Raw genomic sequence first — 18,890 nt, forward strand, 5'->3', positions numbered from 1 at the left:
TCACCGGGTCGGGCCTCCGTCACGTCCTCGGCCTCCCGGTCCTCAGATCCCCAGCACCCTGCCGAGGTCGTACGAGACCGGCTCCTCCAACTGCGCGTAGGTGCAGCTCTCCGGCGTGCGGTCCGGGCGCCAGCGGCGGAACTGCGCCGTGTGCCGGAACCGGGTGCCCTCCATGTGGTCGTACGCGACCTCGGCCACCCGCTCGGGGCGCAGCGCGATCCAGGAGAGGTCCTTGCCGCCGGTCCAGCGGCTGACCGCGCCGGGCAGCCGGCCCTCGGCGTGCGCGGCCTCGTCCGCCCAGCCGCCCCACGGGTGCCGGGACAGGTCGTCCATCCGCAACGGGGCCAGTTCCTCGGCGAGTTCGCGGCGGCGGGCCATCGGGAAGGCTGCGCAGACGCCGACGTGCTGCAGCCTGCCGCCGTCGTCGAAGATGCCGAGCAGCAGCGAGCCGACCACCGGGCCGCTCTTGTGCTCGCGGTAGCCGGCCACCACGCAGTCGGCGGTGCGCTCGTGCTTGATCTTGTACATGCTCCGCTCCCCCGGCCGGTACGGCTGGTCCAGCGGTTTGGCGACCACCCCGTCCAGCCCGGCGCCCTCGAACTCGGCGAACCAGGTCCGGGCGAGGTCGAGGTCGGTGGCGGCGGGGGCGGTGAACACCGGGTCGGCGGCGTCGGCGAGCGCGGCCTCCAGGGCCGGGCGGCGCACCGACAGCGGCTCGTCCACCAGCGAGTCGTCACCGAGGGCGAGCAGGTCGAAGGCGACGAAGGAGGCCGGGGTCCGCTCGGCGAGCAGCTTCACCCGGCTCGCGGCCGGGTGGATGCGCTCCAGCAGCTCCTCGAAACGCAGCCGGCCGTCCCGGGCGATCACCACCTCGCCGTCCAGCACGCAGCGCGGCGGCAGCTCCCGCCGGAACGCCTCGACCAGCTCGGGGAAGTACCTGGTCAGCGGCTTGCCGGTACGGCTGCCGAGCTCCACCTCGTCGCCGTCGCGGAACACGATCGAACGGAAGCCGTCCCACTTGGCCTCGTACTGCATCCCGGGCGGGATCTTGGCCACCGACTTGGCGAGCATCGGCGCCACCGGTGGCATCACGGGCAGGTCCATGCGAACGATCCTCGCCCGCTTCGCCCCGGGGCGCGCGCCGGGCGCCCGGCCCTTAGCGTGAAGGGCATGGGCTCAGCCGTGGAACTGGAAGTCGCCGGGCGCACCGTCCGGCTGTCGAACCCGGACAAGGTGTACTACCCCGAGCGCGGCTTCACCAAGCTGGACGTCGCGCAGTACTACCTGGCCGTCGCCGACGGGGTGCTGCGCGGACTGCGCGACCGGCCGACCACCCTGCAGCGCTTCCCCGACGGGGTGGACGGCGAGTTCTTCTACCAGAAGCGCGCGCCCAAGGGCCTGCCGGAGTGGCTGCCCACCGCCCGGATCGAGTTCCCCAGCGGCCGCTCCGCCGACGAGATCTGCCCCACCGAGCCGGCCGCCGTCCTGTGGGCCGCCAACCTGGGCTGCCTCACCTTCCACCCCTGGCCGGTGCGGCGCTCCGACACCGGCCACGTCGACGAGCTGCGCATCGACCTCGACCCGCAGCCCGGCACCGACTTCCACGACGCCGTCCGCGCCGCCCACGAACTGCGCGCCCTGCTGGAGGAGTACGGGCTGTGCGGCTGGCCCAAGTCCTCCGGCGGGCGCGGCCTGCACGTGTACGTGCCGCTGGTGCCCGAGTGGACCTTCACCGACGGGCGGCACGCGGTGATCGCCCTCGGCCGGGTCCTGGAACAGCGGATGCCCGGGAAGGTCACCACCGCCTGGTGGAAGGAGGAGCGCGGCGAGCGGATCTTCGTCGACTACAACCAGATGGCCCGCGACCGCACCATCGCCTCCGCCTACTCCCTGCGTGCCCGGCCCCGCGCCACCGCCTCCGCCCCGCTGCGCTGGGAGGAGCTGGACGACGCCGCCCCCGAGGACTTCGACCTGCGCACCGTCCCCGCCCGCTTCGCCGAACTCGGCGACCTCAACGCCGGGATGGACGGCCAGGCCTTCCGCCTGGAGCCCCTGCTGGAGCTGTACGACAAGCAGCTCCACGACGAGGGCCTCGGCGAACTCCCCTACCCGCCCGACCACCCCAAGGCCGCCGGCGAACCCCCCCGGGTGCAACCGAGCCGGGCCAAGAAGAAGTAGGACGCTCCGTCCGCTCCGGAGCCTCAGCCCCGCGCACCCACCGGCGCCAGCTCGGCGACGATGCGGACGGCCTCGGCGATCTGCCCGTCCGTCAGGTCGCCCCGGGCGGTCAGGCGCAGGCGGGAGATGCCGTCCGGGACGGACGGCGGGCGGAAGCAGCCGATGGCGAGGCCCGCGCGGCGGCAGTCGGCGGCCCAGGCGACGGCGGCCTCCGGGCCCGGGGCGCGGACGGAGACCACCGCGGCCTGCGGCTCGCAGGCGTGCAGTCCGGCGGCGGTGAGCTGCCGGGCCAGGGTGCGGGCGACCTCGCGGGCGCGCTCGGCGCGGGCCGGCTCCGCGCGCAGCAGGCGCAGCGCGGCGAGGGCGGCCCCGGCGGCGGCCGGGGCGAGGCCGGTGTCGAAGATGAAGGTGCGGGCGGTCTCGGTGAGGTGCCGGATCACCCGGCGCGGGCCGAGGACGACGCCGCCCTGCGAGCCGAGCGACTTGGACAGGGTGGCGGTGGCCACCGTGTCCGGCTGCCCGGCCAGCCCGGCCGCGGCGAGCGCCCCGGTGCCGCCGGGGCCGAGCACGCCCAGCCCGTGCGCGTCGTCCACCAGCAGCGCGGCGCCGTGCGCGCGGACGGCCTGCGACAGCGCGGGCAGCGGAGCCGCGTCGCCGTCCACCGAGAACACCGAGTCGGTGACCACCAGCGCCCGCCGCTGCGCCCGCCCGGCGAGCACCTCGGCCACGGCCGCCGGGTCGCTGTGCGGGGCCCGGTGGACGTCGGCGCGGGAGAGCCGGCAGCCGTCGATGAGGGAGGCGTGGTTGTAGGCGTCGGAGACGATCAGGGTGTCCGGGTCGGTGAGCGCGGTCAGCGCCGCGAGGTTGGCCGTGTACCCGGAGGAGAACACCAGCGCGGCCTCCACCCCGCAGAACTCGGCCAGCTCCTCCTCCAGTTCGCTGTGCAGCGCCGTCGTCCCGGTCACCAGCCGCGACCCCGTCGAGCCCCCGCCCCACCGCAGCGCCGCGTCCGCCGCCGCCCGGGCGACCACCGGATGCCTGGTCAGCCCCAGGTAGTCGTTCCCCGCGAGGTCCAGCACCGCGTCGTCCGCCCCCCGACTGCGCAACGTCCGCGTCAGCCCCGCCTCCGCCCGCATCACGGCCGTCTCGTCGAGCCAGTCGAAGACGTGCGCGGGTGCGGAGGCGGCGAGGGCGGAGGGGCGCGGCTCGGCCGCGAGCGGATGGTTCATGCCCGGCACTCTGGCATGCCACCGCGCGTCGGGCAATGTGCGGATCGGCACATATCGACGGGCCACTCCTGTCGTGATTCACCAGTTGTTAACCACATATCAATATCCAATTCATAGAATTCCTCGCCGCATAAATAGTAAGATCCATGCCGATCTTTACCTGGGGGGTATGGAAAAATGACCGACCTCGAATTCGAGCGCCGCATGAATCCGTGGCTCTTCGACGACAAGGGCAATCTGACCGAAGCCGCGAAGAAGCAGTTCCCGGACCTCGCCGGGGCCAACGCCGCCCCGGTCTCACTGGCCCCGGCGGGCGGCGGCAAGACCATCGCCGTGAACGCCGGCGCGCTCCAGCAGGCCGCGCAGAACGCCTTCGCCCTGCGGGACTCCGTCAAGACGGAGTGCGACCAACCCGGCGAGCACGTCAACGCCGCCGCCGCGTCGCTCAAGGGCTGGAACCTCGGCGGCACGCTCACCGGCACCTGGGGCACCTGGACCAGCCAGTCCGCGAGCCTCCAGAGCACCGTCGGCGAGGTCGGGACCAACCTGCAGACCACGGCCCGGAGTTACAGCAGGACCGACTCCGACATCCAGGCCAACTTCAACCAGACGCAGGGCGCAACCAGCTAGCCACAGCACACACGGGGGAAGCAGCACCACCATGGTGACGTACAGTCAGCTCAATCAGGTCGACCTCGGCAGCCTCGCCTCCGCGGCGGGAGACTTCGAGAGCCTCGTCCGCAAGTGGGACCTCACCCAGCGGATGCAGAACGAGGTCATCGGCACCATCCAGCAGTCCGGCTGGCACGGCGACGCCGCCGGACTCGCCAACGCCAAGCTCACCTGGGCCCGCGACCAGATCCACGCCGCCTTCGAGGAGGCCTCGGCCCTGGCGAAGACACTGCGCGACGCCCACACCGAGATCACGGCCGCGAAGAACGACCTCACCACCGCGGTCCGGAACGCCACGGACGCCGGCCTCACCGTCGACGGCGAGGGCGCGGTCCACTGGCCGCCGCCCACCAACCAGGCGGACAAGAAGGACGCCGAGTACGCCAAGAGCTGGAAGGCCAAGGCCGAGACCGCCGCCAAGGCCATCGGCGACGCGATCGACCGCGCCACCGAGGCCGACCTCGACGCCTCCAGGGCCCTGGGCGACGACACCGGCAGCGACGGCACCGCGTTCAACGCCAACCCCGTCGGCGGCATCCCGGAAGAGGAGGCCAAGGCGGCCACCTACATCCTCAGCCTGGGCGACCAGGCCTCCGACGCCCAGCTCAAGCACCTCCAGGACATCCTGGACCACCACAAGAACGACCCGCGGTTCGCCACCTCCTTCTACGGCAACCAGGACCCGGCGACCTTCATGGCCAAGTACGGCGCGATGGCGCAGAGCGGCGACTACGCCAACAGCTCGGCCCGCACCGCGGCGATCAAGGGCATCCAGCAGGACCTGGGCCTCACCCTGGCCACCGCGACCGACACCAAACAGCCGCTGCACGTCTCGGACGAGTGGGAGAAGAGGTTCCGCGCCGCCGGGGCGAAGCAGATCCCGGTGCCGCCCGGCGCCGACCCGGCGCACAGTCCGTACGGCTACCAGATCATGGCCAACCTGCTGCGGACCGGGTCGTACGACGCGCACTTCCTCACGCCGGTCGCCCAGCACATCACCCAGCTCACCCAGGAGAACCCGATGCGCTGGGACGCGGCCACCAAGGCCGCGTACCCGTTCACCGAGCTCAAGTTCATCGGTGTGCCGGACAAGGACGGCAACATCCGGGGCATCAACCCGATGTCCGCCGTCCTGGAGGGGCTCGGCCACAGCCCCGAGGCCGCCACCAGGTTCTTCCACGACGCCCCGACCACCTACAACCCGGACGGCACCGTCAAGAGCACCGGCGGCAAGAACACCTACCTCGACATGCTCACCGACACCGGCCCCCGGTCCGTCCTCATCGACCAGCAGTACCCACCCCGGCCCAACCCCGGCACGGCCGACCCGTTCGACGTCACCGCCCTGGGCCACGCCCTGGAGGCGGCCACCACGGGCAAGGCGTACGACGACGACGGAAAGTTCCCCCCGCACACCGCCGCGATGAACGACATCATGAAGAGCGTGGTGGACAGGTTCGGCAGCAAGGACGGCCCGGACCTGCTCAAGGGCGGCCTGTTCGCGAACCTCAACGGCAGCCTCGGGAACATGACCGCCAACTACATCGGCGACGTCCAGAACGCGCTGGAGGGAGCGGGCGCCGGCTCGAACCTCCTCGGCCAGCCCGCGGTCGCGCGCCTGCTCGGTGCGCTCGGCCAGGATCCGGACGCCTATGCCTCGATAGCGACCGCGCAGCAGGCGTACACCACGGCCCAGCTCCAGGACGTACTGGCCCACCCCGAGTTGCACAAGGACCTGGGCATGGCGGTCGAGAACGTCGCCAACCCGGCCGGGAAGGTCAACGGTCTGATCACCAGCGCCATGATCGAAGCCATCTACAACAAGCACACCGCCAGCGACGCCGAGTTCAACGCCGCCATCGACACCAAGCGGGAGATCGCCGGCCAGGTCTGGTCGTTCGCCGGCGACGCGATCAAGGGCGGAGCGCCCCTGATCGGCGAGGGCATCGACACCGCGGTCAACCAGATCATGGACAGCGTCGCCGACAGCTACAAGGTGGACACCCACAACGACGCCAGCGACGAGGCCGCCACCGCGAGGACGGAAGCCGAGCGCAAGTCGCACCAGGCGATCCTCAACGCCATCCACGACGCCGGGCGCAACACCGGCGCCGACCCGAACTACATCAACGACGTGGCCCGCCGAGCCGCCCAGGAGGAGGACACCGGCTACAACAGCGGCCGGAGCCTGTACCACGATGCGACCCACAAGAACTGACCCCGCGTCCCACCACCTGCCACGAGAGCGTTGAGACATGGTTGACGTCGCCCACATCATCCCGCCGTCCCCGGACGACCCGCCCCGGCGCCGATCCCGGGTCCGGCCCTGGCACGCCGCCGTCGCCCTCGCGGTGGCCGCCGCGGTGGGCGGCGGGCTGTGGGCGTGGAAGCCCTGGCAGTCGGTGGAGTTGCCACAGAGCGCGTGCTGGGGGGTCCTGGACGCGAACGACCTGAAGCCGCTGACGGGCCCGGACGGGAAGGCCACCGAGCCCAGGCCGGCCCGCGAGATCGCCACCCCCATGAAGCCCGCCTCGGGGAGCCGCGACTCCCGTTGCCGCGTCATGTGGCCGGGCGCGACCTTCCTGCTCGACGCGGAGGTACGTCCGGCGCGCGACCGGATCGACGCCGACCGGAGGAACGATGCCAGTGGTGGATCGGTCGCCCCGCTCGACTTCGGCCCCGGCACGACCGGGTGGGCCACGGCCAGCGACGTCGTCCCCGGGAACACGTCGGTCCGGCTCTACGTACCGTGCGATTTCGACTCCCCGAGGGACGACAGCGACCAGCCCCCGCCGAAGTACTTCGGCGTGCTGATCTCCGGGGACATCGTCGACGGCGCCTCCCTCCGCAAGGCCCACCAGGCGTACACGGACATCGCCCTCAAGATCGGCAGGGCGGCAGCGACCGCGTACGAGTGCCGGAACACCGTGACGCTGGCCGCTACCGCCCCCCGCGTCCCGTCCTGACCCGGCCGCCGAGGCGATCGGTCAGAGCGGCAGGCTCTGCCAGGGGCCGAAGGTGGTGGGGGTGGTGGCCGTGCGGAGGTACACCCGGCCGTCGGTGCCGATGGCGAAGAGGTGGAGGACGCCGGTGCCGTCGGTGAGGGCGGCCGGGTGGTCGAGGACGGTGCCGCCGAGGTCCTGCCAGGGGCCGTAGCCGCTGTCGGGGGCGGTCTGGGCGGTGGTGCTGACGCCGCCGGCGGCGTTGCGTTCGAACAGGACGACGCGGCCGGCGAAGGTGGCCGCGGCCGGTTCGCCGACGCCGCCGTGGCCGCCGAGGGGGGCCGGGGTCCGGCTCCACGGTCCGCCGGGCCGGGTCTGGTAGCTGACCAGCACCGCGCCGGTGCCGACCTCGCGGTAGGCGAGTTCGATGCGGCCGTCCTGGTCGAGGGCGGCCTTGGGCGGGCTGGCCGGGCGGGCGTCCGGGATCGGGTCGGGGCCGGTGAGGGCACCGTTCGGGGTGTTCTGGTGCCAGCCGAGGACGGCGGTGCGGGTGGCGGCGAACACCTCGATCGCCCCGGCGCCGTTGCGGATCGCGGCGACCGGGTCCTGGAGGTCGGTGCCGCCGAAGTCCGTCCAGGTGCCCGTCCACACCCCGCCCGGGGTGGTCTGCCGGATGCCGCTGAGGCCGCCGCCGCCGTTCTTGACGAAGAGTTCCAGCCGCCCGTCCAGGGAGTTGGCGACAGCGGGCACGCCGACCTGGTCCTCGTTGCCGAGTCCGGTGTTGGGGTTGCCGTGGTCGGCCCAGCTGTCCCACCAGCGGCCGTTGGGCACGGCCTGCGGCAGGGAGAGGAGGTGGTGGTCGGTGAGGCGGCGGGCGAAGACCTCCAGTCGGCCGTCGGCGTTGGTGCCGACGGCGATGCCGGGGGCGATCCGCCCGCCGGGGTCGGCCATCCGGAGCGGGCCGCCCCAGCTGCCGTCGGCCTGGCGCCAGTAGGTGTGGAGGGCGCCGGCCCGGACGACGAAGACCTGCGGCCGGCCGTCCTGGTTGAGCCCGGCCCAGGAGGTGCCGCGCGACCAGCGGTAGTACATCCGGGAGAACCAGAGGGCGGAGTAGTTCCCGTCGGAGTGGTCGTGGCCGGCGTACTCGGAGAAGAACACGCCCTTGGCGCCGGCCGTCGCCGGGTCGAGGTTCACCGGGGCGTCGCCGATGTTGTAGTCCCGGTAGTTCACCTGGATCAGGTTGCCGCCGTAGAGGCCGGCGGCCTGGCCGGCGAACTTCGCGGCGGCGACGTGGTCGGAGTGGTCGCCGGAGTAGCGGCGGTCCGGGAGTTCGTCCTGGGCCCGGAGCACGGTCGGCCGGTAGGTCGCCATCAGCTGGCGCAGTACTTCGACGACGTCGGCGGCCGTGTAGGTGGACGGCCCGGACAGCGGGCTGTCCTTCGGGACGACCGTGGTGTCGGTGCCGCCGTTCAGCACGCCGCCGAGCCGGGCGTCGTGCAGGTTGAGGAAGATCAGGTGCACCGGCCGGCCCTTGAGGACGTACCGTTCGACCTGCTTGCCGGCGACCGTCCAGGCCTCGGCCGTCCAGTGCCCGACCTCGTCGGTGGCCGGGTCGGTGTCGCCGACCCCGGTCATCCGGGAGTAGGCGTTGACGGCGCCCATCTGCCGGTTCCAGGTGCGCAGCGGTTCGCCGGCGGTGTCCCAGCAGACGGTGGCGCAGGGGTCGCCGGTCGCGTTCCCCGCGGTGACGAAGACGGTGACGGACGGCGTGCCGTCGGCGAGGGCGTTGGAGAGGTCCGGGTTCATGAAGAGGATGTCGTCGTCCTCGTGCGCGACGATCTGCATGAACAGCGGTCCGGAGCCGGTGGCCGCGGCTCCGGGTACGGGTACGGCTGCGGCTCCGGGTTCGGCCGCGGCCGCGCGGGTCGCCGTCGCCTTGGTCAGGACGGGTGCGGCGAGGGCGGTGAGCGCGACGGAGGCGAGGAGTTGTCGTCGTCCGATTGCCATGGGATCCCCCAATTCGAGATCGGGACGTGAGCATGCCAGAAGGAGGTTAACCCATCCCCGGGTCCACAATGCCGCGCGCCGCATTCCGCGAACGTGTCGTACTGGAAAGACAGTTGACGCACGCTCAAACGTCTTCGCCCACTTCCTTCCCGGTATCCTCGTTTCCGGACGAACCCGTTCCTCCGTCGGGCCGCGCACCCCGGCCGACCACGGCGTTTCCCCCGTTCCCGCCGGTTTCCCTCCGCTTTCCCGCCGGTCCGCCGCACGGTTTCCCACCGGCTTCCCACCGGTTTCCCCCTGGTCCACCGCGCGCTTTACCGCCGGTCCGCCGCGACGCCCCGGAGCGGGACGGACGCCCCGCCGCCGTCCCGCACCGCCTGATCGACGTCCGCGGAACCCCCTCCGGCCCTCCCCTCGCGGCACCGGGCTTTGCCCGGGGTGGCGGCGAGCAGGCAAGATAGCCGGGTGACCCTCCTTGATCTGATGCCGAAGCCCGCCACCCCCGACGCGCTGTACGAGACGTTCGCAGCCTGGTCGGAGGAGCGCGGGATCACGCTGTACCCGGCACAGGAGGAGGCGCTGATCGAGCTGGTGTCGGGGAACAACGTGATCCTCGCGACGCCGACCGGGTCGGGCAAGAGCCTGGTGGCGGCGGGGGCGCACTTCGCCGCGCTGGCGGAGGGGAAGCGGACCTTCTACACCGCGCCGATCAAGGCACTGGTCTCGGAGAAGTTCTTCGACCTGGTGAAGATGTTCGGCACCGAACAGGTCGGCATGATGACCGGCGACGCGAGCGTCAACCCGACCGCGCCGATCATCTGCTGCACCGCCGAGGTGCTCGCCCAGATCGCGCTGCGCGACGGCACCCGGGCGGACATCGGCCAGGTGGTCATGGACGAGTTCCACTTCTACGCGGAGCCGGACCGCGGCTGGGCCTGGCAGATCCCGCTGCTGGAGCTGCCGCAGGCGCAGTTCCTGCTGATGTCCGCGACGCTCGGCGACGTCCGCCGCTTCGAGGAGGACCTGACCCGCCGCACCGGCCGGCCGACCACGGTGGTGCGCAACGCGACCCGCCCGGTGCCGCTGTTCTACGAGTACCGCCGCACCTCGATGCACGAGACCCTGGAGGAGCTGCTGCAGACCGGCCAGGCGCCGGTCTACGTCGTGCACTTCACCCAGAAGGAGGCGGTGGACCGGGCCCAGTCGCTGATGAGCATCAACATGTGCTCGAAGGCGGAGAAGGAGGCCATCGCCGACCTGATCGGCGGTTTCCGCTTCACCACCAAGTTCGGCCGCAACCTGTCCCGTTACGTGCGCCACGGCATCGGCGTGCACCACGCGGGCATGCTGCCGAAGTACCGTCGGCTGGTCGAACGCCTCGCCCAGGCGGGCCTGTTGAAGGTCATCTGCGGCACCGACACGCTCGGCGTCGGCGTCAATGTGCCGATCCGCACGGTGCTGTTCACCGCCCTGTCCAAGTACGACGGGCAGCGCGTGCGCATCCTGCGCGCCCGCGAGTTCCACCAGATCGCCGGCCGGGCCGGCCGGGCCGGCTTCGACACCGTCGGCCAGGTGGTGGCCCAGGCGCCGGAGCACGTGATCGAGAACGACAAGGCGATCGCCAAGGCCGGGGACGACCCGAAGAAGAAGCGCAAGGTCGTCCGGAAGAAGGCCCCGGAGGGCTTCGTCGGCTGGACCGAGGAGACCTTCGACAAGCTGATCGGCGCCGACCCGGAGCCGCTGGTCTCCCGGTTCAAGGTGAGCCACGCGATGCTGCTGTCGGTGATCGGCCGCCCGGGCAACGCCTTCGAGGCGATGCGCAAGCTGCTGACCGACAACCACGAGGACCGGGCCGCGCAGCGCCGGCACATCCGCACCGCGATCGCCATCTACCGCTCGCTGCTGGAGGGCGGCGTGGTGGAGCGGCTGCCGGAGCCGGACGCCGAGGGCCGGATCGTCCGCCTCACCCTGGACCTCCAGGAGAACTTCGCGCTCAACCAGCCGCTGTCCACCTTCGCGCTGGCCTCCTTCGAACTGCTCGACCCGACCTCGCCCTCGTACGCGATGGACGTCGTCTCCATCGTCGAGGCGACCCTGGACGACCCGCGCCAGATCCTCGCCGCGCAGCAGAACAAGGCCCGCGGCGAGGCCGTCGGCGAGATGAAGCGCGACGGCATCGAGTACGAGGAGCGGATGGAGCGGCTCCAGGAGATCACCTACCCGAAGCCGCTGGAGGAGCTCCTCACCCACGCCTACGAGGTGTACCGCCGGGCGCACCCGTGGATCGGCGACCACCAGCTGCAGCCGAAGTCGGTGGTCCGCGACCTGTACGAGCGGGCGATGACCTTCTCGGACTACGTCGGCTTCTACGAGCTGGCCCGCACCGAGGGCATCGTGCTGCGCTACCTGGCCGGCGCGTACAAGGCGCTGGAGCAGACCGTCCCCGAGGACGTGAAGACCGACGACCTCAAGGACGTCATCACCTGGCTCGGCGAGCTGGTCCGCCAGGTCGACTCCAGCCTGCTGGACGAGTGGGAGCAGCTGGCCAACCCGACCGAGCCGCAGGCCGCCGAGGTGCGGCTGGACGACAAGCCGGCGCCGGTCACCGCCAACGCCCGCGCCTTCCGCGTCCTGGTGCGAAACGAGATGTTCCGCCGGGTCGAGCTGTGCGCGCTGGAGCACTACGAGGAGCTCGCCGACCTGGACGGCGAGTACGGCTGGGACGCGGACCGCTGGGCGGACGCCATGGACGGGTACTGGGAGGAGTACGACGACCTCGGCACCGGCCCGGACGCGCGCGGCCCGAAGATGCTGCTCATCGAGGAGGAGGACTCCTCCTGGCGGGTCCGGCAGATCTTCGACGACCCGGAGGGCGACCACGACTGGGGCATCAGCGCCGAGGTCGACCTGTACGGCTCGGACGAGGAGGGCCGCGCGGTGCTGCGGGTGACCTCGGTGGACCGGCTCGGCGGCTGAGCCGGCTGTACGTCGACGCCGGATGTACGTCGACGCCCCCGGAAGCTTCGGCTTCCGGGGGCGTCGTCACGTCAGAACGGGCCGCCGTCGCAGCCGGGGAGCGCCGTCACATCCAGGCGAACGGCGACCCCGCCGCGTAGGAGAGCGCCCGGGTGGCCTCGTCCAGGGTCTGCTCGGTGCTGGGCGCCGCGCCGGTGGCCGGCTGGCCGGGCGTGGTCGGCGCCCCGGTGCCGCTCGGGGCGGAGCCCGCCGGGCGGCCGTCGCCGGGCCGCGAGCTGGTGACGGTCACGTAGTGCCCGACCGCCTCGACCCGCGGGTCGCCGCCCTGCTTGGCACCCGGGGCCTGGACGGGGCCGGTGGTGGTGTCGGCGAGCATGAAGGCGACCGCCCCGGGCTTGGTCCGCAGGGCGTCGGCGGCCCTGGCGGCGGAGGGCTGGTCGGGGAAGCGCAGCAGGGTGACGCTGCTGAGCACCGGGTGGTCCTGGCCGCTGAAGCTGACCGTCAGGTAGCCCTGGCAGCCGGTGTCCTTCAGCGGGTCCTGGCCGCGGTCCTGGAGCACCTCGACGCAGTTCTCGCCCTGCCGGACGCCGTTGCGCCGCGCCTTGAAGGCGCCGACCTCGACCGGCCGCTGGGCGGGGAAGAGGTTGTCGACATTGAGGGCCTCGGGGTCGGTGCGCGGCGGCGGGGCGCCCACCACGCGCGGTGTCGCGGACGAGTCCTTGGTGGACGGGCCGAGCCCGGGTATGTAGTCGCCGGGCATCGGGCGGGTGATGAGCCATCCGCCGGCCGCGACCACTCCGACGACGACGATCCAGCCGGCCGCTCGACGGCCCGTCAGCCGGCGGCCCCGCCTGAGGTCCGTCCCCCCGTCGGTGTCGGCGCCCCCGCCGGTCCGCTGCCCTGCCCGGTCGTCCCGGCCTTCTCCCGGAGTCGGGGTGTGCTCCCCCTGCGTGGTCATGGCGCAGAGTCTAAGCACCCCCGGCGTGGCGTGGATCACGGGGTCGGGGGTTGTGGATCATCGTCCGCCGGAGCCCGCCACCGGCCCGCCGCCGGTCGGCCGCCGGCCGTCCGGCACCCCGCTCGCCATCCCGATCGCCATCCCGATCGCTACCGGCCGGTAACCGGAGGTCCGGCCCCGCGTCAAGCTCGTGACCAGCGGCGGAGCCGTGACCTTCGACACTGTGGCAATCGGCACATCCTCACACCGATCTTCTGGCGGGTTTGCTCTGGCGCCGCTCGATCGCCACCAGGCAGGATCGCCCCATGGATCTGCTCGATACCCTCACCGCCAAGGGCCTGCGCGGCGAAGTCCCGACCCGCGAGGAGGCCCTGGCCGTCCTCGCCACCACCGACGACGAGCTGCTCGACGTGGTCGCCGCCGCCGGCAAGGTGCGCCGCCGCTGGTTCGGCCGCCGGGTCAAGCTCAACTACCTGGTGAACCTGAAGAGCGGGCTCTGCCCGGAGGACTGCTCGTACTGCTCGCAGCGGCTCGGGTCCAAGGCCGAGATCCTCAAGTACACCTGGCTCAAGCCGGACCAGGCCGCCGACGCCGCCCGCGCCGGGGTGGCCGGCGGCGCCAAGCGGGTCTGCCTGGTCGCCAGCGGCCGCGGCCCGACGGACCGCGACATCGACCGGGTCACCGACACCATGGCCGCCATCAAGGACGCCGACCCCGAGGTCGAGATCTGCGTCTGCCTCGGCCTGCTCTCCGACAACCAGGCGGAGCGGCTCAAGGCGGCCGGCGCCGACGCCTACAACCACAACCTCAACACCTCCGAGAACACCTACGGGACCATCACCAAGACCCACACCTACGCGGACCGGGTCGACACGGTGCAGAAGGCGCACGGCGCCGGGCTGTCCGCCTGCTCCGGCCTGATCGCCGGCATGGGCGAGAGCGACGAGGACCTGGTCGACGTCGTCTTCGCGCTGCGCGAGCTGGGCTCGGACTCCGTCCCCGTCAACTTCCTGATCCCGTTTGAGGGCACCCCGCTCGCCAAGGAGTGGAACCTCACCCCGCAGCGCTGCCTGCGCATCCTGGCGATGGTCCGCTTCGTCAACCCGGACACCGAGGTACGGATCGCCGGCGGCCGCGAGGTGCACCTGCGCTCGATGCAGCCGCTCGGCCTGCACATCGCCAACTCCATCTTCCTCGGCGACTACCTGACCAGCGAGGGCCAGGCCGGGCAGACCGACCTCGACATGATCAAGGACGCCGGCTTCGAGGTCGAGGGCGCCGGCGAGGCCACCCTGCCGCGCCACCGCGCGGACGTCGCCGAGGCCGCCCAGGCCGGCCACGCCTCCGGCGGCTGCGGCAGCGCGGCCTCCGCGTGCGGCAGCGGCGGCGGTTGCGGGCCGTGCGGCGGGCACGCCCACGCCCCGTCCGCACCGGCCGGGGAGGCGTCCGAGGCATCGGACGACGAGCTCCGCGGCGACCTGGTGAAGGTCCGCCGCCGCGGCGCCGGCACCGAACTCGCGCCCAACGCCTGACAGTTCCGACTCCTCCGGAGAACGCACCATGCTCCAGCCGCCCGTATCCGCGACCGACCTGCTCGCCCTCGACCGCGCCCACGTCTGGCACCCGTACGGGCCGATGCCCGGGACCGTCACCCCGTACGTGGTCGAGTCCGCCTCCGGGGTGCGGCTGCGCCTGGCCGAACCGGTCGCGGGCGGGCGGCGCGAGCTGGTCGACGGGATGTCGTCCTGGTGGGCGGCGATCCACGGCTACCGGCACCCGGTGCTGGACGAGGCCGTGCGCGACCAGCTGGGGCGGATGAGCCACGTGATGTTCGGCGGGCTCACCCACGAGCCCGCCGTCCGGCTGGCGGCCACGCTGGTGGAGATCACCCCGGAGCCGCTGCGGCACGTCTTCCTCGCCGACTCGGGTTCGGTGGCCGTCGAGGTCGCGATGAAGATGTGCCTCCAGTACTGGCAGTCCACCGGGCGGCCGGCCAAGCGCCGGCTGCTCACCTGGCGCGGCGGCTACCACGGGGACACCTTCCACCCGATGTCGGTGTGCGACCCGGACGGCGGGATGCACCACCTGTGGGGCGGGGTACTGCCCGGCCAGCTGTTCGCCCCCGAGCCGCCGGCCGGGTTCGACGCCCCGCTCGACCCGGCGTACGCGGCGCGGTTCGAGGAGCTGATGGCCCGGCACGCCGACGAGCTGGCCGCCGTCATCGTCGAACCGGTGGTCCAGGGCGCCGGCGGGATGCGCTTCCACTCGCCGGCCTACCTGCGGATGCTGCGCGACCTGTGCGACCGGTACGGGGTGCTGCTCGTCTTCGACGAGATCGCCACCGGCTTCGGGCGCAGCGGCGCGCTGTTCGCCGCCGACCACGCGGGCGTCTCGCCGGATGTGATGTGCCTGGGCAAGGCGCTGACCGGCGGCTACCTGACGCTGGCCGCCACACTGTGCACGAGCGAGGTCGCCGACGGGATCAGCCGCGGCGAGGTACCGGTGCTCGCCCACGGGCCGACGTTCATGGGCAACCCGCTGGCCTGCGCCGTCGCCAACGCCTCGCTGGAGCTGCTGCTCGGGCAGGACTGGTCGGTGGAGGTCAAGCGCATCGAGTCCGGACTGGCCGAGGGCCTCGCGGCCGCGGCCGGACTGCCCGGCGTACAGGACGTACGGGTCCAGGGCGCCATCGGCGTCGTGCAGTTGGACCACCCCGTGAACGTCCCGGCGGCGACCGAGGCGGCGGCGCGCGAAGGCGTGTGGCTGCGGCCCTTCCGGGACCTGATCTACACCATGCCCCCCTATGTGACGGAGGACGAGGACGTGGCACGCATCGCCGCCGCCGTGACCGCCGCGGCGGTGTCCGGATGAACGCGCGCATCCTGTTCGTGACGGGGACCAACACCGACGTCGGCAAGACCGTCGCCACCGCGGCCGTCGCCTCGGCGGCGCTGCGGGCCGGGCGGAAGGTCGCGGTGCTCAAGCCGGGACAGACCGGCGTCTCGCCGGATGAGCCCGGAGACGCGGCCGAAGTCCGGCGCCTGGCAGGCGAACTGACGATCCGTGAGCTCGTGCGCTACCCCGAGCCGCTGGCACCCGACACCGCCGCCCGACGGGCCGGGATGCCGTACCTCTCCCCCGCCGAGGTGGTGACCGAGGTCGCCGAACTGGCCGCCACCCACGACCTGGTGCTGGTGGAGGGCGCGGGCGGACTGCTGGTCCGCTACGACGACGAGGGCCGCACGCTCGCCGACCAGGCCCGGGCGGTGCTCGACGCCGGGCTCCCGGCCGAGGTACTGCTGATCGCCTCCGCCGGTCTCGGCACGCTCAACATCGTCTCCCTCACGGCGGAGGCCCTGGCGGCCCGCGAACTCCCCCTCGCGGGCGTGCTCGTCGGCTCCTGGCCCGCCGAGCCCGGCCTCGCCGAGCGCTGCAACCTCGCCGACCTCCCCCGCTCCGCCGGCGCCCCCCTCCTCGGCGCCCTCCCGGAACGCGCGGGCCACGCCGAGGACTTCGCCGCCCTCGCCGTCACCGCACTCGCCCCCGCACTCGGCGGCACCTGGAATGCCGAGCAGTTCGCGCACGCCCACCGGCCCGACTAGGCCGGGCCTCGTCGAGGGCGCGAAGCCGATCCCGGAACCTCCCGCGGTACGGCTGTCGGCCCAGTGCCGCTCCAGTGCGCCACCTGCCCGATCACAAACCCGTCAGTTCCGTCAACGAGGCGATCACCCGGATACCCGCGTCCACGGCACCGGGCCCTCGGGAAACCGAGCGGTCCAGCCAGATGGCCCGCAACCCTGCGTCCCGCGCTCCGACCGCGTCCTTCTCGTAGTCGTCACCCACGTAGGCCACCTCGGCCGGCGCCAATCCCAGGGCCTCGCAGCCCGCCAGGAAGATGCTCGCCGCCGGCTTGGCGGCACCGTGCTCCTGGGAGCAGACCAACGGCTCCGTGAAGTAGCCGAGCAGCCCGATCGCATCCAGCTTCGCGCGCTGGTGCGCAGTCACCGAGTTCGATACGACGCCGAGTCGGAATCGACCCGCCAACGCGCCCAGCGTCGGTTGAGCATCGTCGAACGCCCGCCGGACCACGTCCCTCCGTACCGCGTAGCTCGCGAACCACGCCGTAGCCGCCTCGTCCGTCACCTCAAGTGCGCCGACCACCCCGGCCTGTGCGAGGAATCGCCGTATTCGTTCGGCCTTCTGGGCGGCGAACGTCAACTCGCCGCTCAGGAAGCGCGGGTACTCCTCCTCCCTGACTTCCCGCCACACACGCAGCGCCTCCGCCGGCGACTCGAACCGGTCGGAGAGCTCCTCGGCCACCAGGTGTTCGTGAAGACCGAACTCCTCGGCCTTCTCGTAGTCGTACAGGGTTCCATCGACATCGAACAGCACTCCACGGATCGTCATGTCGATCATTCTGGCGGAACGCGCTGGCCGCGCCGAGGACTTCGCCGCCCTCGCCGTCACCGCACTCGCCCCCGAGCTGGGCGGCGGCTGGGATGCGGAGCACTTCGAGGGCGCGTACCGGCCCGAATAGGGCCCGCTTCGCTCGAAGGGGTGATCCCGGCTTCCGCCACTGTCGGAAGCGGGGATGGCTCAATACCGTTCTTCCATGACAGACGGGCTCACCGCAGACGAGGCCCTGCGGGCCTTGGCCGCCCTGGAGGCGGCGTTCAAGGACGACGACGAGGCACTGACCGCCCTGGCGGCGAGCGGGCCCGGTGAACGGCCGCTCCCGGCGCTGGTCGCCGCGTACGGCGAGCACGCCATGGACACCCTGATGGCGCTCGCGTTCGGGCTGCGCGCCACCATGAGCGACGAGGAGATCGCGGAGATCTCCGACGCCGTCAGTTCCAACATCGGTGCCCGGATGAGCGCCCTGCTCACCCAGACCCTCAAGGCCTGGGGCACCCTGGCACCGTCGGAGGACCTCCCCGTCATCAAGATCATCGCCCACACGGTGATCGACGCGATGCGGGCCGTCACCGAGGACCCGAGCAAGACCGAAGTCCTGCCCCTGCTCGCCACGTTCCGCAGCTACGCCCTCAACGGCACCTGAGGGACCGGGAATTCGGCGCGGGCTTCGAGACGACTCGAAGCCCGCGCTGCTATGCGCGTACTCTCATCCAGCCCGCCACGAGCATGAACGCGCCCGTCGAGGCGGCGAGGAAGACGAGGACGAACACCAGGGCACTCGCCACCGGAGGCACGCGCTCGGGAATCAGCAGGAGGACCGATGCCGCGAACACGAGGCTTCCGGCGGTGATGACGCCGGCTCCGGCTACGGCCGCATACCTCTGCGGAGGACGACGACCAGCCGCTCGATGACGTCCGGCCGGGCGGCCCCGAGGTCGATCAGGATGACGCCGGTGGCCTTGGCCGAGCGCCAGTCGATGCCGAGGGACGGGAGTTTCACGTCGGCGGCGTTCAGGACGGCCTGGAGGTCGTCGAGGACGTCGGCCGCGGCGCGACGGTCCTCCGCCGTGATCTTGTCGATCATGCTGCTCATGGGGCATCTCACTGTTCGGTGTCGGTGAGCCAGCGCGCTTCGGTGTCCCACTCGACGCCGCCGGCGAGCGGCCGGAGGTAGGCGCGGCCGTGCTGCCACCCCATGAAGGCGGCCCAGCGACCCGAGCGGACGTCGAAGACCCGCTCGCCGACGGTCGAGGGCCGGTAGGGGGTGGTCGGCGGCGCAACCCGTCGCACGGGCGGCGCCGCCGGGGTCATGGCGGAGGCGTTCATCCGCGCCTCGGGGATGGCGTCGCCGCACTGCGCGCATCGGCACGGCGGGAAGTTCCGCCGCAGGACGAGGCTTTCGCCGCATTGACTGTTCGTCATATCCACCGATTAGTTCCTCTCTGTTGCTATCCCCTCACCAAGAGTGGCCAATCACGGCTAGCATCGGAAGAGCTTCACTTTGACAGCGAG

Annotated in this window: 17 protein-coding genes; 10 read left to right on the plus strand and 7 right to left on the minus strand. The window is 72.2% G+C overall.

The window, feature by feature from the left end:
* Positions 1–42: 42 nt before the first annotated feature.
* The gene (locus AMK13_RS22095; protein ID WP_074003755.1) at positions 43–1,104 is read right to left on the minus strand and encodes an ATP-dependent DNA ligase; all 1,062 of its coding nucleotides are present in this window, start codon (positions 1,102–1,104) and stop codon (positions 43–45) included.
* Between the two features lie 66 nt (positions 1,105–1,170).
* Here AMK13_RS22095 and ligD point away from each other — a divergent pair, with 66 nt between their 5' ends.
* Positions 1,171–2,178: a non-homologous end-joining DNA ligase gene (gene ligD / locus AMK13_RS22100; protein ID WP_198959405.1), complete on the plus strand. Its 1,008-nt coding sequence runs from the start codon at positions 1,171–1,173 to the stop codon at positions 2,176–2,178.
* 23 nt (positions 2,179–2,201) lie between these two features.
* Here ligD and AMK13_RS22105 read toward each other — a convergent pair whose 3' ends face one another.
* Positions 2,202–3,407: an 8-amino-7-oxononanoate synthase gene (locus tag AMK13_RS22105; protein WP_079272345.1), complete on the minus strand. Its 1,206-nt coding sequence runs from the start codon at positions 3,405–3,407 to the stop codon at positions 2,202–2,204.
* Between the two features lie 177 nt (positions 3,408–3,584).
* Here AMK13_RS22105 and AMK13_RS22110 point away from each other — a divergent pair, with 177 nt between their 5' ends.
* Genes AMK13_RS22110 through AMK13_RS22120 form a run of 3 tightly spaced genes read left to right on the plus strand, consistent with a single transcriptional unit; the run spans position 3,585 to position 7,045 of the window.
* On the plus strand, positions 3,585–4,037 hold the full coding sequence (locus AMK13_RS22110; RefSeq protein WP_074003756.1) for a hypothetical protein: 453 nt from the start codon (positions 3,585–3,587) through the stop codon (positions 4,035–4,037).
* A gap of 31 nt (positions 4,038–4,068) precedes the next feature.
* Complete coding sequence (locus tag AMK13_RS22115) at positions 4,069–6,297, plus strand: hypothetical protein (protein ID WP_074003757.1); 2,229 nt, start codon at positions 4,069–4,071, stop codon at positions 6,295–6,297.
* Between the two features lie 37 nt (positions 6,298–6,334).
* A complete protein-coding gene (locus tag AMK13_RS22120; RefSeq protein ID WP_074003758.1) occupies positions 6,335–7,045 on the plus strand; it encodes a hypothetical protein in 711 nt (236 codons plus the stop codon).
* A 21-nt stretch (positions 7,046–7,066) separates the two neighbouring features.
* On the opposite strand, the gene AMK13_RS22125 is transcribed toward AMK13_RS22120, so the two are convergent.
* Complete coding sequence (locus AMK13_RS22125) at positions 7,067–9,028, minus strand: PIG-L family deacetylase (RefSeq protein ID WP_074003759.1); 1,962 nt, start codon at positions 9,026–9,028, stop codon at positions 7,067–7,069.
* A 483-nt stretch (positions 9,029–9,511) separates the two neighbouring features.
* Here AMK13_RS22125 and AMK13_RS22130 point away from each other — a divergent pair, with 483 nt between their 5' ends.
* Complete coding sequence (locus AMK13_RS22130) at positions 9,512–12,004, plus strand: DEAD/DEAH box helicase (protein ID WP_380717171.1); 2,493 nt, start codon at positions 9,512–9,514, stop codon at positions 12,002–12,004.
* A gap of 106 nt (positions 12,005–12,110) precedes the next feature.
* Here AMK13_RS22130 and AMK13_RS22135 read toward each other — a convergent pair whose 3' ends face one another.
* Entirely contained in the window at positions 12,111–12,962 is an 852-nt protein-coding gene (locus AMK13_RS22135) for a hypothetical protein (RefSeq protein WP_143204601.1), read from the minus strand.
* Between the two features lie 305 nt (positions 12,963–13,267).
* On the opposite strand from AMK13_RS22135, the gene bioB reads away from it, so the two are divergent.
* From bioB to bioD, 3 genes are read left to right on the plus strand one after another with little or no spacing between them, the layout of a single operon-like run.
* Positions 13,268–14,494 (plus strand): biotin synthase BioB, encoded by a 1,227-nt coding sequence (gene bioB, locus AMK13_RS22140; RefSeq protein ID WP_074003762.1) that lies wholly within the window; start codon positions 13,268–13,270, stop codon positions 14,492–14,494.
* A gap of 28 nt (positions 14,495–14,522) precedes the next feature.
* Complete coding sequence (locus AMK13_RS22145; protein WP_074003763.1) at positions 14,523–15,833, plus strand: adenosylmethionine--8-amino-7-oxononanoate transaminase; 1,311 nt, start codon at positions 14,523–14,525, stop codon at positions 15,831–15,833.
* A complete protein-coding gene (gene bioD, locus AMK13_RS22150) occupies positions 15,830–16,564 on the plus strand; it encodes a dethiobiotin synthase (RefSeq protein WP_074003764.1) in 735 nt (244 codons plus the stop codon). The genes AMK13_RS22145 and bioD overlap by 4 nt, the downstream gene beginning before the upstream one ends.
* A 91-nt stretch (positions 16,565–16,655) precedes the next feature.
* Here the strand turns inward: bioD and AMK13_RS22155 are convergent, their stop codons facing one another.
* Complete coding sequence (locus AMK13_RS22155) at positions 16,656–17,369, minus strand: HAD family hydrolase (RefSeq protein WP_074003765.1); 714 nt, start codon at positions 17,367–17,369, stop codon at positions 16,656–16,658.
* On the opposite strand from AMK13_RS22155, the gene AMK13_RS45990 reads away from it, so the two are divergent.
* Together AMK13_RS45990 and AMK13_RS22160 are read left to right on the plus strand one after the other, a co-directional pair.
* Complete coding sequence (locus AMK13_RS45990; RefSeq protein WP_274538695.1) at positions 17,368–17,499, plus strand: hypothetical protein; 132 nt, start codon at positions 17,368–17,370, stop codon at positions 17,497–17,499. The genes AMK13_RS22155 and AMK13_RS45990 overlap by 2 nt on opposite strands.
* A 75-nt stretch (positions 17,500–17,574) precedes the next feature.
* Entirely contained in the window at positions 17,575–18,021 is a 447-nt protein-coding gene (locus tag AMK13_RS22160) for a hypothetical protein (protein ID WP_074003766.1), read from the plus strand.
* Between the two features lie 222 nt (positions 18,022–18,243).
* Here the strand turns inward: AMK13_RS22160 and AMK13_RS22165 are convergent, their stop codons facing one another.
* Both AMK13_RS22165 and AMK13_RS22170 read right to left on the minus strand, forming a co-directional pair.
* Complete coding sequence (locus AMK13_RS22165) at positions 18,244–18,471, minus strand: hypothetical protein (RefSeq protein WP_049653014.1); 228 nt, start codon at positions 18,469–18,471, stop codon at positions 18,244–18,246.
* 8 nt (positions 18,472–18,479) lie between these two features.
* Positions 18,480–18,806: a hypothetical protein gene (locus tag AMK13_RS22170; RefSeq protein WP_143204602.1), complete on the minus strand. Its 327-nt coding sequence runs from the start codon at positions 18,804–18,806 to the stop codon at positions 18,480–18,482.
* Between the last annotated feature and the right edge of the window lie 84 nt (positions 18,807–18,890).

This window comes from Streptomyces sp. CB02056, from assembly GCF_001905545.1.
Taxonomy (GTDB): Bacteria; Actinomycetota; Actinomycetes; order Streptomycetales; family Streptomycetaceae; genus Kitasatospora.

Excerpts from the sequence above, each read along its gene's own strand:
- AMK13_RS22135 (WP_143204601.1), bottom strand. The coding sequence starts at position 12,962 with ATGACCACGCAGGGGGAGCACACCCCGACTCCGGGAGAAGGCCGGGAC.
- AMK13_RS22115 (WP_074003757.1), top strand. The coding sequence starts at position 4,069 with ATGGTGACGTACAGTCAGCTCAATCAGGTCGACCTCGGCAGCCTCGCC.
- AMK13_RS22095 (WP_074003755.1), bottom strand. The coding sequence starts at position 1,104 with ATGGACCTGCCCGTGATGCCACCGGTGGCGCCGATGCTCGCCAAGTCG.
- AMK13_RS22120 (WP_074003758.1), top strand. The coding sequence starts at position 6,335 with ATGGTTGACGTCGCCCACATCATCCCGCCGTCCCCGGACGACCCGCCC.
- AMK13_RS45990 (WP_274538695.1), top strand. The coding sequence starts at position 17,368 with ATGTCGATCATTCTGGCGGAACGCGCTGGCCGCGCCGAGGACTTCGCC.
- AMK13_RS22145 (WP_074003763.1), top strand. The coding sequence starts at position 14,523 with ATGCTCCAGCCGCCCGTATCCGCGACCGACCTGCTCGCCCTCGACCGC.
- AMK13_RS22110 (WP_074003756.1), top strand. The coding sequence starts at position 3,585 with ATGACCGACCTCGAATTCGAGCGCCGCATGAATCCGTGGCTCTTCGAC.
- AMK13_RS22130 (WP_380717171.1), top strand. The coding sequence starts at position 9,512 with ATGCCGAAGCCCGCCACCCCCGACGCGCTGTACGAGACGTTCGCAGCC.
- bioB (WP_074003762.1), top strand. The coding sequence starts at position 13,268 with ATGGATCTGCTCGATACCCTCACCGCCAAGGGCCTGCGCGGCGAAGTC.
- AMK13_RS22105 (WP_079272345.1), bottom strand. The coding sequence starts at position 3,407 with ATGAACCATCCGCTCGCGGCCGAGCCGCGCCCCTCCGCCCTCGCCGCC.
- ligD (WP_198959405.1), top strand. The coding sequence starts at position 1,171 with ATGGGCTCAGCCGTGGAACTGGAAGTCGCCGGGCGCACCGTCCGGCTG.
- AMK13_RS22160 (WP_074003766.1), top strand. The coding sequence starts at position 17,575 with ATGACAGACGGGCTCACCGCAGACGAGGCCCTGCGGGCCTTGGCCGCC.
- AMK13_RS22165 (WP_049653014.1), bottom strand. The coding sequence starts at position 18,471 with ATGAGCAGCATGATCGACAAGATCACGGCGGAGGACCGTCGCGCCGCG.
- bioD (WP_074003764.1), top strand. The coding sequence starts at position 15,830 with ATGAACGCGCGCATCCTGTTCGTGACGGGGACCAACACCGACGTCGGC.
- AMK13_RS22125 (WP_074003759.1), bottom strand. The coding sequence starts at position 9,028 with ATGGCAATCGGACGACGACAACTCCTCGCCTCCGTCGCGCTCACCGCC.
- AMK13_RS22155 (WP_074003765.1), bottom strand. The coding sequence starts at position 17,369 with ATGACGATCCGTGGAGTGCTGTTCGATGTCGATGGAACCCTGTACGAC.